Here is a 12,607-nt window from a genome sequence, read left to right as displayed (position 1 = left end):
TAATATGGAGAATAAAATAATAAGAAGATGTATGTGAAGTCGCTATGAAAAAACATTTGTTCACAGATTAAACTTTTGTTAGTTCTTGTTAAACCCTGTTTTTCATAGGCGACTGTTGAAAAAAACTATCTAAATCAGGGTGGACTGAATTTAAAACATGATTGTCTGCATCAGGATTTGTGCATTTAAAACCTGACTTGTTTAGTACGACCTAATTATTTAAACAGGATTTGCACGTTTTTTTAAAAATAAAACCGCTTTTTGTGCCGATTTTCCATAACGTGCCATACGGTCAAAATCTTTGCGTAAAATTGGCATATTAATCGAGTCCATTTCACTTTCATCTGCGCCACTATCCACTAAAGGGTCATGCACATAAATATAAGTATCATCAAACCCTGTGATAACAACCCAATGCGGAAATTTCTCTCGATAAATACGATAAGAACTAATTAATACTAAAGGAATTGCACCCGCATCAAACTTTGCTTTAATCCCAGCAACATTAATATTGCTATAAACTAAGTTAATCGATGAACGGCGAATTTCTTCTAAAAAATCTTCTTCAACCAAGCGTAATACGGCTTTTTTCTCAGGATTACGTACTGAATCGATAAACATTGTTTCAGTTGCTGTTTTATCACTGACATAAATTTCAACCTCATAACCGCGATGATAGGCTGATAATGCTAGTCCATAAGGACCACAGCCACCATGCCCAGAAGTCATAAAAATCGTGGTTGCCTCGCGCCAAATACGCAATTCTAAACGCCGATTTAACTCTAAATTCTTATCTAACGCGCTCATTGCCATCATGAGCGCGGAAGGTCCACAGGTAAACTCAAGCGTCTGTTGATAAAAGGGGACGCTGACCATTTCCCGCGCCAAATGCGGAGCTAAAAACTTTTCAAACCGTAAAGCTAGCATATGGTCTTCATAATAATCAGAAACTTCTTCAAAATACTTATACTCATTTTTCTTGACTAAATGCTGCATCGCCATATTATCGCCACGTGTTTCTAAACGTAATGATACACACTCATGTGACAAAGCAATGTCCTCAGCAGCCGTTAATAACACCTGAGCAACACCCTGCTGACGATAATCAGGATGTACCGCTAAGGAATATAAACGCGCCATAGACGTACCATGACTTAATAGCAGCATGGTATAACCCCGAATCGCGCCCGCCTCTTCATCAACAATCGTATGGGCGTGCGCCTTACTGAGTAAATACCGAAAATTACGACGTGATAACCGATTAGTATTAAAACAAAGATTCTCAATCACTAACAAAGCTTCAATATCGTCTAAATGAGCAGGACGAATCATGATAGCGTAACCTCTTAATAATAAATCATTTATAATAATGTTATTTTTCTTCTCTACTGCACTATAGCAAATTAATTTAACTGATATTCACTTAACCTATTTTCTTGATGAGTTAATTCCCTCATAGCATTCAATTTAATTTTCATGCACACTATAAAGCGGATATTGCAAGTCTATCATTCAGCGGACTGGGTTCTGTGTGCCCATCTGGCGCACTGCCTCTGCAAATTGAAGCGGTGTGTACCAATGACAAGTTTGTCTATCCCGTCCAATTAGCTCACAGGTTAGAGCGTAATTACTGGGTAATTAAGGTAGCAGGTTCAACTCCTGCATTGGACTCCACCTTTTCTAGGTAGCTCATTCTGGTAGAGCAGTTGACTTCCAATCAACCTGTAGTAGGTTCGAATCCTACCCTAAACTATCGCGTCGTACCCGTGGCTGTTCCCGTTAAACAGTCTGCTGGCTCGGTTAGCAACAGATTGTTTAACAGCCTGCGCAGGTTTTGCGCGTTGGGCAAGAGAGGACATGCCGTTATTTTTCCTCCGTCTTATGTAACGCTGTGGCGGTGTTGACACCTTAGCAGACGGGCAATAAAACGGTCGTTAGATAATCGCATCCCTACACCAACGCCCACATGTGGGGTGGAGCAGTCACATTATTTATTGCAAATCCTGCCATTGAGAATCAAATAGAGGAATAGTCATGATGACGTTATGGCGTAAGTTTGTCGTGCGTAAAAATGAACGGGGTTTACTGTTTAAAGACGGTGACTTTCAAGGCTTTTTAGAAGCAGGCACTTATAAATACCTTGACCCATTTAAAAAAGTAACTGTTGAAGTCTGCAACCTTGCCAAACCAGAATTTGACCACGCAATGATTGACTTTTTCCTGACCAAATATGCAGAGGAAATGCAAAAATATTGCGTCAAGGTAGAACTTAACAATCATCAAGTTGCCCTGATTCGCAAAAATGGCGTTATTACCGATATTCTTTACCCGACAGCAAGACAACTATATTGGAAAGGTTTTGTCACTGTAGAAGCTGAAATTATCGACATCAGCGAAAATTATGAAATCCCCAAAGAAAAAGCGGCAATGCTGGTTTACGCTAAAAACGCGCCTTTATCTTCCCGCGTTAGCACCGCAATCTATAGCCCCATTGTGCCTGAATACCACGTCGGTGTTTTAACCGTGGACGGACAACGCTTAAAATTGCTCAATGCGGGTTTATATGCCTATTGGACATTTAACCGCCGAATTGCTGTCGATGTCATCGATACCCGTTTACAAGAAACTGAAATAGCAGGACAAGAAATCCTGACAAAAGACAAGGTGACATTGCGGATAAACTTATCGGCTAGCTATCAAATTACCGACTTTTTAAAACTCAGCCTTGCTCTATCTAAACCGATTGAGTTTATCTACAAAGAACTACAATTCGGCTTGCGGGCAGTGGTTGGTACACGGACGTTGGATGAATTGCTAGAAAATAAAACCGTGATTGATGAACAAGTTTTCGCACATATTCAAACGAAAACAACAGATTTAGGCATTGTCGTACACAGTGTTGGGGTAAAAGATATTATTCTCCCCGGCGATATGAAAACCATTTTAAGCAAAGTGGTCGAAGCGGAAAAAGTTGCCCAAGCAAATTTAATCCGTCGCCGTGAAGAAACCGCCGCGACGCGCTCCCTGCTGAATACGGCAAAAGTGATGGAAGATAATCCCACCGCGTTACGTTTAAAAGAACTGGAAACGCTGGAAAAAGTTACCGAAAAAGTCGGCAATATTTCTGTTTACGGCGGATTAGAAGGCTTGCTGAAGGAATTAGTGAAAATTCGTGGCGTGCTATAAGTATGTCAATAAGACGGACAATGTCCGTCTTAATTTATGTTAACCTGAGTTCGGCGAGTTTCTTTTGAAAAGACAACAGCTTGTCTGAATCAGAATTCACAGAATTTTCAGAATTAACAGAATTTAAACCCCTTAAACCAAAACATTAAGGTGAATCATGCTTTTTAATTCTGCTAATTCTGAAAATTCTGTGAATTCTGATTCAGACAAAAAAAGACCTGCTAGGTTTTGAAAACCTAGCAGGTCTCTGTTTTATTTTATAAATCTCGCCAAACTCAGATTATGATAATGTTGCAAATACCTTTTCTGCAATCTCCACAGTTTCTGCAATATCTGCGTCCGTATGCGCTGAAGAAACAAAACCCGCTTCAAATGCGGAAGGCGCAAGGTAAACACCCGCTTGTAACATACCATGAAAGAACTGTTTAAAGCGTTCTACATCGCAACGACTCACCTCTGCAAAAGATTCAATTTGCATTGCTTCTGTAAAGAAAATGCCAAACATCCCACCCGCATGATTAGTCAATAAAGGGATTTTTGCCTTAACCGCACGTTCTTTTAAACCCATCATTAACTTTTCAGTTTTTGCCGTCAGTTGTGTATAAAAATCAGGTGCAGAAATAATATCGAGTGTTGCAAGCCCTGCCGCCATCGCCACAGGATTACCCGATAAAGTACCCGCTTGATAAACCGAGCCTAATGGCGCGATACATTGCATAATTTCACGTTTCCCCCCAAATGCACCAACTGGCATTCCGCCACCAATAACTTTACCCAAAGTGGTTAAATCGGGCTTGATGCCGTAATAAGCCTGCGCACCACCTAATGCAACGCGAAATCCCGTCATTACTTCATCAAAAATCAACACGCTACCGTATTCATCACAAAGTTGACGCAACCCTTGTAAAAAGCCTGCAACAGGTGCAATAAAATTCATATTACCTGCAATGGGTTCAACAATGATGCAAGCAATTTCCTTACCCCATTGTTTAAAAATTTCTGTCAATTGGGCGAGGTCGTTATAGTCTGCGGTGATAGTATGTTTTGCTAAATCGGCAGGCACACCAGCACTATTAGGAAGCCCTAAAGTCAATACACCTGAACCTGCTTTAACCAGTAAAGAATCCGCATGTCCGTGATAACAACCACTGAATTTAACGATTTTATCGCGCCCTGTATAACCGCGTGCAAGCCGAATCGCACTCATCGTCGCTTCTGTGCCAGAACTAACCATACGCACCATTTCAATGGAGGGGATTAGTTCACAAATCCGTTTTGCCATAACCGTTTCTAACGGTGTCGGCGCACCAAAACTTAAGCCTTTTTCAGCTGTTTCTTTAACGGCTTTAATCACCGCAGGATGCGCATGTCCTGCAACCATCGGCCCCCACGAACCAACATAATCTATATATTTCTTCCCTTCAGTATCATAAAGATATGCACCAGAGGCACGCTCGATAAAAATAGGTATCCCACCAACGCCACGGAAAGCCCGAACAGGAGAATTAACGCCACCGGGAATAACGTGTTGCGCGTCAGTAAAAAGTTGTTGTGATGTACTCATGAATCATCCTTTTAACAAACAGATAACAAAATTGTGAATTAGCTATGATAAACATTTATAGGAAAATCGTCATTTAACACCGATTAACACGAGTTTCCCTATTTTAATCCACTATCAGACTGGTATAGACTGAAAAAGTACATAAATGAGTGTACTTTTAGGGGTAAGTTTTATCTTTTGCTGGGCGGGTGTAGCGTTTATGAACTTGTATTTCCGTCGCTTATTGGTTTTATTGAAAACTTGGCGTGGGGAGTCTCTCACACCATTAGATGAATCTGTGTTGCAGTTCCATGTGTTGCCAACAGATATAAGTTGGCGAAGCCACATGCTCAATAGTCGCTATATGAACGTGATGGAATTGGGTTATACCGATTTAGCTTCGCGGATGGGGTTGCACACACTTATTCGTCGTCAACGTTGGCAATTTAAAATTGTTGCGGTGAATTTGCAGTATTTTCACCCGCTCAAATTTTTACAACGTTATGAGTTATCAACCCGTTTATTATGTTGGGATAATCAGTGTTTATATTTAGAACAATGTTTTCGGCAGAATAGAAAAACGGTCGCGCTTGGACGAGTAAAAGTAATTATTCGCGGACGGCGTGACAGCATTGCACCAGGTTATTTATTGGAGTTATTAGGCTATGACCCAGCAAGCCCAATATTTCCTACAACGATTCAGCAATGGCTTAAAACAACTTAATTAGCTATTAATTAATAAGTTATGCAATCCCGCTATAACAGCATAAATTATCGGTCTAGCAAAAAATACGAGAATTTTATTATATTATCTTTACAATGATAATGAGAATTATTATCATTTAGTCAACTTCATAACAGCGACTTAAGGTGACATTATGGTTATTCTCGTCGGTGCTGACCGCTTAGGTAATATTGAAAATGTGTTGAAAGAAAGGGGCTTATCGGATTATCGTCATATCACAGGACGATGTCCGAAAGCACAAAAGTGCTCTAATACATGCTGGGCAAAAGCGGATTTGATGATTTTATTCACGGACTTTGTTGGACACAATGTAATGCGCAATTTTCGCCAACAAGCCAAAGACCAACAAATTCCTTTTATTGCATGTAAACGGAGTGTTTGTGACTTAGCCCGTTGTTTAGATAAATGTGGTTATGTCCCTAAAGCAGCATGTGGTTCTATGCACTGTCCTTGCGGTAAACAACAATAATTGTATTTTTTTTATATTTGAATAATAATAATTATCATTTAGCTTAAAAGATAAATGCGTATTTTTTGACAGGGTGCATAGTGTCATGATCAACGTGGAAAAAAACGATTTTTCACAAACAAGTTGGCAAGCCGAACAAGGGAATGCAGAGGCACAGTATCAATTAGGATTGATGTATTCTGAAGGGGAAACAACCCCACAGAATTTTGATAGGGCTTTATTTTGGTTAAGTAAAGCGGCGCGACAAGGACATCCAAAAGCGCATTATAGTTTAGTGTTACTCCGCCAAATCCAGCGAACACAAAAACGAGCCTTACAGTAACCGTGAATTAAAATCTTGAGATGAGTATTGTCGCAAACATACCGAAATAGACTATTTACATATTAATGTAGTTTTTTACCGCTCCCACCCTTTATTGAGGGGGAGCGGTTTTTTTATGTCTTATTTTTTCTCAGAGAGTAATTTCTCAATCCGACTTAAACGTTCTTCCATCATTTGCTGATGTTGTTGCATTTGTTGACGGTTTCCCATGCCCATCATCGGCATATTCATCGCTTGAGGTTGTTGATAAGCGGAATAAGGTTGAGGCTGATAAGCTGGGTAATTTTGTTGCATCATGGGCGGCATATTGGGTTGCATATACGCAGGGGGGGTGTAGCTGGGTGCATCATCTGCCATCATCATGGTTTGTTCTTGACGTAATGCCCGCATCATCATGTGGTTTTCTTGCATTTGTTGCTGAACTTTATCGATTTGTGCCTCAATTTGTTTTTGGCGTTCCATCGGGTCTTTAATTTGCCGAATCTTGTCCATTTCTGCCTGCACGGCTTTCCAACTGGCTTGGCGTTTTTCCATCATTTCCATGTAGCCTTGTGGCATCATCATTGGATTATCACCGATGGTGGGCATCATGGGAGCAGTTGGCGCAGCAGGAGATACGGGAGTAGGTGCAGTCGTTGCAGGTGTTTCCGCAACAGCTACGGTTGTCTGTAACAGAATCGAAATAACAGCAGTCAACAATGACACTTTCATGGGGATAGCCTCGCATCAGAATGGATAATGATGAATGTTGTATAATGAGCTAATTCGTTAGCTAATTAGCTTTAAAGAGAAGACGACAAACATCTTAACATAATTAAGCAAACGCTAATATTAATCGGTATTAATAGATAAGAGAATATCTTAATTTATTAAAATGTCATCATAAATTAAGTCATTAACCGCTATAAAAGAGGTCGTTCTGATGTATCTGTGCTGGGCGTGGTAGAACCTGTAGGGGTCGTAACTGTACCTGCTTGAATATCGCCCTTAATTTCTGCGAGGTTTTCATATTCATCGAAAAACAGCACAATATGTCTTTGCTCACGATCGGCATGTCCTGCTTTATAACTATAAAAATAGTCCCAACGATTTTTATGAAAAGTATCGACAATTAAAGGTGGTCCTAGAATATAACGGACTTTTTGTGCAGGCATTCCAATTTGTAATTGGCTGACGGTCTCTTGCGTGACAACAACCCCTTGTTGAACATCAATTTTATAAACAGCACAACTAGCTAATAATAATATGCTACTGATAAGAATGAAAAACTTTTGCATTATCAACGAATGCCTCTATCATAGTGTTAATAATGGGTTGGATCATAGCGCACTACTGATAAAAACACATCATTAAAGCGGAGTTTCGCAATGGAAAGTCAAGATTTGAAAAAAGCGGGATTAAAAGCGACTTTACCACGAGTCCGCGTCTTACAATTGTTAGAAAGTAGCGACCAGCGACACATGAGTGCAGAGGATGTGTATAAATCGTTACTAGAAACAGGTGAAGATGTTGGACTTGCAACGGTGTATCGTGTATTAACCCAATTTGAAACAGCAGGTTTGGTGATTCGCCATCATTTTGAGGGCGGACTTTCTGTGTTTGAATTAAATCATGGTAGTCATCATGATCACATTGTTTGCACACGTTGCGGACATATTGAGGAATTTACTGATAAAGTCATTGAAGAGCGTCAGCAAGCGGTCGCCGCTCAAAAAGGCTTCGCCATTAAAGACCATTGCTTGTATATTTATGGTTATTGTCAAGATTACGAAAATTGCGAAAATTATAAAGCCTACGCCTTTAATAGTTAATGACAGGGGCGATATTCGCCCCACACATTAGCTAACGACCCATCAACTCATTGCCCTTCATTCAGTTACGCTGTGATTAACTCGAAACAGACTTCCCCTTCATCATTATTGGCAATGCGTAATTGATAGCCTGTTTGTGCAACTTGTTGCGCAGCATGATATAAGCCTATCCCGAACCCTTGTTTTGAGGAAGCAACTGGCTGATTTAATAGTGTATTATAAATTCCTTCAGGAATTGCTGACCCATCATCGCAGACAGTTAATTGCAAACCATCACGATTAATTTTTAACGTGACATCAATATTTAAATCAGGTTCTTGAGTACGTTTTAATAAGGCATTTTCTAATAAGTTTTCAACCACATTATCAAATGCATCTTCAGGAATGAGGATATTTTCTACGTCCACCGCATTATGAAAAACAATATTTCTCTTTCGATATCGCGCTTGTAAATTATCCCACCAATACAAAACAGGTACAGTAATCGAGGCGAATTCTGCGGGTTTTTGCAATTTATCCAAAGTCCTTTTTAAACGCTGGGTTAAACGGGGCATTTGTCCTTGCAATAACCGCTGAGTATCGCCAAATTGTGCAGGCTGACAGGTTTCAATCGCCGAGCTAATCGCATGTAAGGACTGCAATAAATTTTTAATGTCATGGGTTAGTTTTGCACCTGTTTCATGAATTGCTTGCAAATGGGCTTGTTGTGCGAAAGCATCTTCGCGCCGTTTCGCCTGATGAAAATGTTCCAATAACTGAATTAAAATTTTGACGTGAAAGTAATTACTGCTACTAATGCGGTAATAACTATAGACTTTTACCTCAATACTTTGAAATTCAATTTCAACAAAAAATTTCGTATCAATCTTACCAATAACGCCCTCACCATAGAGGGAATGCCAGACGATTCCTGAAACCCAAGGCAAGGTCGAGAGTTGTTCAAAGCCTGAGTATAAAAACGCTTGTGGGCTTAAATTCCGATAATTACCCGGTTGAGCTAAACCATCTAACCATTTTTCAAAAGAACTACCGATATTTAATAAATGTCGTGTCCATAATTGGTCTGCTCCATCTTCTCCCGAGATTGTCGCCCATAACCAGCTGACAACAAATACAAAAATAGCAATTGCCAGTGACATTTGAAACACGGCAACGGGGTAACTAATATGATTGTGATACATAATCACTAGGCTACCTAACCCAATGATAATCATCAGTAAAGAAAGCGTTAGCCCGTGAAAAAAATCCAAATGATAGCGATGTTCAAAACTGTCATCCGTGCTAATAAATAAGAAACTTAAAGGAATACACAATAATCCGTAGCGTAATAAAGATTGTGAATCAACCAGTAGCCAATCAACAACATGCATGGTGTCATCAGGTAGTAATAACTGTGGAATGTTGAAAATAAATAAATTTAGCGTTAAAAAAATAATCGTTGCCATATTGACAAAACGGTCACGCGGTTTGACTAAATCGCGTCCGCCCATTAGCCCTAACAGCATGATTTGCCAGATAGTAATTAATAAAGTATTGGAGAAAACAATAAAAACTAAAGCCCCTAAACCGAGCAATAATAAATTTTTAACATGTGCAGGCTCGCCCCGCCCCCAAAAAGGTTGCCAGATAGCAAATGCGCTAAAATGCGCTAATAAAATTAAACGTGAAAAAATTCCCGAAAAATCCCACCATAATGCAATATGTAACGTAATAAGCATTAAACCCAGTAAACGGTGTTCATGTTTTGGTGGAATCATAAAATTGTTGTAATGTTCCATTGGTTAGCAATTATCTCTTTAAAAGCGTTAATCTTTTTACAAAGATGTATGATAAATCTCTAAAAAACACACCTATCTATCAAGCTGGCGTATTTTATTAGAAATACATCTTAAAGTAAGATATTTATCAATAACATTCAACACGACATCATCAAACACCTCTATATTTGCGAGTTATTTCAAATAGCTATTATTTAAGCGTGTACTGCCTCACTTTATCCAAAGACACAAAATTATGTATTTTATTCAAGAAATTAACATGCTAGGCATTACGTCTATTGATATTATTGCCCTGCTCTATTTTTTCATCAGTTGGCTCAGTTATGCCCGTTTCGCCTCGGTGAAAACTCAAAGCCATCCGAGTTTATACAGTGTGTTACATGATTATCGCTTAGAATGGTCAAAGCAACTGATTAAGCGTGAAGTGCGCATTATGGATTCTAATCTCATCGGCACATTACACCGTAATGCATCGCTATTAGTCTCAACAACGATTTTTATTCTAGCGGGTTTAATTGCGGTTTTGGGTGCAACTGACCGTGCGATGTTGATTGCAGCCACGTTACCCTTTACTGTTGCGACAACAGCAGGATTATGGGAAATAAAGGTTTTATTATTAATTCTTATCTTTGTACACGCTTTTTTTAAATTTAGTTGGGCAATGTGGCAATTCAGTATTACAACGGTATTAATGGGTGGCGCGCCAAATCCTGATGAGGATGAGACCTTAAAACAAATTTTTATTAAACGGCACACTTTATTATTATCGCTAGCAGGGACAAATTTTAATCACGGTTTGCGGGCTTATTACTTTGGAATTGCCGCGTTAACGTGGATAGTACACCCGTTGCTTTTTATGCTTGCGTCTAGTTGGGTTGTCAGCGTATTGTATAAACGCGAATTTCGTTCGCAAAGCTTGCGAATTTTACTGGAATAATACCCATAAACTCCCTTTAAAAACAAAAAATTAATCATGTCAAAAAAATGGCTCTCTGTACTTATCAAAAGTAGTTTTATTTTTTGCTGTTTTTTGTGGATAAGTAGTAGTTTTGCAACCACACTCCATGCCTTGCTGGTGATAGAAGACGATTATCAAGACGAGGATTTAAATAATATTGCCCAATCAATTAAAGTTGATTACGGCAATTTATCTAAATTTCTCAAGATTCTTGATGACCGTGGCATTATCGCGGTGAAAAAAACCGTTTTACGAGGACGACAAGCGACGCTAAGCCGAATTAAAGAGACTATCGATAAAACAACTGTTGCGGCGGATGATGTCATTCTCTTTTATTTCAGCGGTCATGGTGGTATGGAACAAGGTAAAACTTTTCTTTATACCTCAGATTCTGCCAATTTAGACCGCCAGTCTTTAGAAAAAGCGGTTGCCGCTAAAAATGCGCGGTTAAAAATTATCCTGACGGATGCGTGCAGTAATAGTATTGATGGCGTTGTTGCAATGCGTAGCATGGCGAATAAACGCAATGCGGCTAAAGGGCAATTTGATGAAGTTTATCGTGATTTATTTTTGAAACATGAGGGATTATTACATCTGAGTGCTTCATCTGAAGGGGAGTATGCGTGGTCAGATAATCAACTAGGTGGTTATTTTACTTACTACTTTATCAATGAAGGCTTGATGAAGAAACCAGCAAGTTCATGGGAAAAAGTCTTTACTGAATCACGTGATAAGACGTTGCAAATGTATGGTTTACTCCCTGCGCGACAACGGGCTGAATTAAAAACACAAGGTATTAAAGGGCAAACACCAAAAGCATTTGCACTACCTACCCATTTAGTCACAGAGACTAATTCTACCTCTACCCCCGCTCAACCAATTACACCCGTAACCAGTGCAGAATCTGAAGAACTCACGATTGAGAATTTAACTGATAAACCCGTTATTTTTTATCGTGATATAGACCAAGAAAACGAGGACGACGAAGACCCACCGATAACACTCGCCCCGAATGAAAAAATTAATATTCCTGTCAATAGTGTGGTGTATTTCCAATCTGCCAAAGACGATTTTTATTATTACGACTTAGAAACAGGGGCATACTACTTTGATAAAGATGAGCAAAACCAATTAGACCTTTATTCTGTAGATGCGGAAGATATTTCTGATAAACCTGATGCTGATAAGCAATATCAAAAATTATTAACGGCTGAATGGGAATGGGACGATGGTGATTCTGTTGTTTATACAACGTTACAAGCGGATGGTAAATTTATTGATCGTGATGAAGCTGATCGGGTGATTACACAAGGAACATGGCGTATAGAAACGACTGTGGATGAAGAAGATGGCACTTATTCACAGTTAATCTTTGAATTAGAGGAAGATGGTGAACCGGTCAGGCTTTCTTATAGTATTGATTTTCTTGATGATGACAATGTCCGCTTAGAGCTAGAAGAAGAGCGGATTAATCAAGAAATCAGTGAGTTTGATGAAGATGCTGATTTAACAGTGATGTTGTATCGTCACTAAATTCAGATAAAAAAGACCTGCTATAGCAAACGTATTATAAAACGACATGGAGGACTGGCAGTCCTAGATTTAAATCACTTTATGGTACGGTTACTATAGGTTTTCAAAACCTAGCAGGTCTGTATATGTGAAAAGGTCTGCCAAACCTAGAACTCAACCTGAGTTCGGCGAGTTTCTTTTAAAAAGACAACAGCTTGTCTGAATCAGAATTTTCAGAATTAAAAAGACAAGAAAATTAAAAGAATAAAAAATTATGTTTTTA

At 39.2% G+C, this 12,607-nt stretch carries 12 protein-coding genes and 2 tRNA genes; 9 read left to right on the top strand and 5 right to left on the bottom strand.

Annotation, left to right across the window (positions count from 1 at the left end; genetic code table 11):
• Positions 1–219 precede the first annotated feature (219 nt).
• Complete coding sequence (locus BEGALDRAFT_RS17365) at positions 220–1,332, bottom strand: GNAT family N-acetyltransferase/peptidase C39 family protein (RefSeq protein ID WP_002692303.1); 1,113 nt, start codon at positions 1,330–1,332, stop codon at positions 220–222.
• Between the two features lie 266 nt (positions 1,333–1,598).
• Here BEGALDRAFT_RS17365 and BEGALDRAFT_RS17360 point away from each other — a divergent pair.
• From BEGALDRAFT_RS17360 to BEGALDRAFT_RS17350, 3 genes are all read left to right on the top strand, one after another.
• Positions 1,599–1,674: transfer RNA gene (locus tag BEGALDRAFT_RS17360), tRNA-Gln, on the top strand.
• 7 nt (positions 1,675–1,681) lie between these two features.
• Positions 1,682–1,749, top strand: a tRNA-Gly gene (locus tag BEGALDRAFT_RS17355).
• Positions 1,750–2,034: 285 nt separating this feature from the next.
• Positions 2,035–3,186 (top strand): slipin family protein, encoded by a 1,152-nt coding sequence (locus tag BEGALDRAFT_RS17350; RefSeq protein WP_002692301.1) that lies wholly within the window; start codon positions 2,035–2,037, stop codon positions 3,184–3,186.
• A 280-nt stretch (positions 3,187–3,466) separates the two neighbouring features.
• Here BEGALDRAFT_RS17350 and hemL read toward each other — a convergent pair whose 3' ends face one another.
• Positions 3,467–4,750, bottom strand: coding sequence for a glutamate-1-semialdehyde 2,1-aminomutase (gene hemL / locus BEGALDRAFT_RS17345; RefSeq protein ID WP_002692299.1), 1,284 nt, complete (start codon positions 4,748–4,750; stop codon positions 3,467–3,469).
• A 199-nt stretch (positions 4,751–4,949) separates the two neighbouring features.
• Between hemL and BEGALDRAFT_RS18600 the strand changes: the two genes are divergently transcribed.
• The 3 genes from BEGALDRAFT_RS18600 (at position 4,950) to BEGALDRAFT_RS17330 (ending at position 6,265) form a co-directional block, all read left to right on the top strand.
• Positions 4,950–5,453 (top strand): thioesterase family protein, encoded by a 504-nt coding sequence (locus BEGALDRAFT_RS18600; RefSeq protein WP_002692297.1) that lies wholly within the window; start codon positions 4,950–4,952, stop codon positions 5,451–5,453.
• A 154-nt stretch (positions 5,454–5,607) separates the two neighbouring features.
• On the top strand, positions 5,608–5,943 hold the full coding sequence (locus BEGALDRAFT_RS17335; RefSeq protein WP_002692295.1) for a DUF2325 domain-containing protein: 336 nt from the start codon (positions 5,608–5,610) through the stop codon (positions 5,941–5,943).
• An 85-nt stretch (positions 5,944–6,028) separates the two neighbouring features.
• Positions 6,029–6,265 (top strand): tetratricopeptide repeat protein, encoded by a 237-nt coding sequence (locus BEGALDRAFT_RS17330; protein WP_002692293.1) that lies wholly within the window; start codon positions 6,029–6,031, stop codon positions 6,263–6,265.
• A gap of 120 nt (positions 6,266–6,385) precedes the next feature.
• On the opposite strand, the gene BEGALDRAFT_RS17325 is transcribed toward BEGALDRAFT_RS17330, so the two are convergent.
• Together BEGALDRAFT_RS17325 and BEGALDRAFT_RS17320 are read right to left on the bottom strand one after the other, a co-directional pair.
• Positions 6,386–6,976 (bottom strand): hypothetical protein, encoded by a 591-nt coding sequence (locus BEGALDRAFT_RS17325; RefSeq protein ID WP_002692290.1) that lies wholly within the window; start codon positions 6,974–6,976, stop codon positions 6,386–6,388.
• A gap of 191 nt (positions 6,977–7,167) precedes the next feature.
• Positions 7,168–7,542, bottom strand: coding sequence for an outer membrane protein assembly factor BamE (locus BEGALDRAFT_RS17320; RefSeq protein WP_002692288.1), 375 nt, complete (start codon positions 7,540–7,542; stop codon positions 7,168–7,170).
• 90 nt (positions 7,543–7,632) lie between these two features.
• Between BEGALDRAFT_RS17320 and fur the strand changes: the two genes are divergently transcribed.
• Entirely contained in the window at positions 7,633–8,076 is a 444-nt protein-coding gene (gene fur / locus BEGALDRAFT_RS17315; RefSeq protein ID WP_002692286.1) for a ferric iron uptake transcriptional regulator, read from the top strand.
• A 65-nt stretch (positions 8,077–8,141) separates the two neighbouring features.
• Here the strand turns inward: fur and BEGALDRAFT_RS17310 are convergent, their stop codons facing one another.
• Entirely contained in the window at positions 8,142–9,854 is a 1,713-nt protein-coding gene (locus BEGALDRAFT_RS17310; RefSeq protein ID WP_002692283.1) for an ATP-binding protein, read from the bottom strand.
• Positions 9,855–10,089: 235 nt separating this feature from the next.
• Here BEGALDRAFT_RS17310 and BEGALDRAFT_RS17305 point away from each other — a divergent pair, with 235 nt between their 5' ends.
• The gene (locus BEGALDRAFT_RS17305) at positions 10,090–10,791 is read left to right on the top strand and encodes a DUF599 domain-containing protein (RefSeq protein ID WP_002692281.1); all 702 of its coding nucleotides are present in this window, start codon (positions 10,090–10,092) and stop codon (positions 10,789–10,791) included.
• A 36-nt stretch (positions 10,792–10,827) separates the two neighbouring features.
• Positions 10,828–12,345, top strand: a complete 1,518-nt coding sequence (locus BEGALDRAFT_RS17300; protein ID WP_002692279.1) for a caspase family protein — start codon at positions 10,828–10,830, stop codon at positions 12,343–12,345.
• Positions 12,346–12,607: the final 262 nt, after the last annotated feature.

It is taken from the genome of Beggiatoa alba B18LD (genome assembly GCF_000245015.1).
GTDB classification, from domain to species: domain Bacteria; phylum Pseudomonadota; class Gammaproteobacteria; order Beggiatoales; family Beggiatoaceae; genus Beggiatoa; species Beggiatoa alba.
This window is presented reverse-complemented; position numbering and strand designations above follow the sequence as displayed.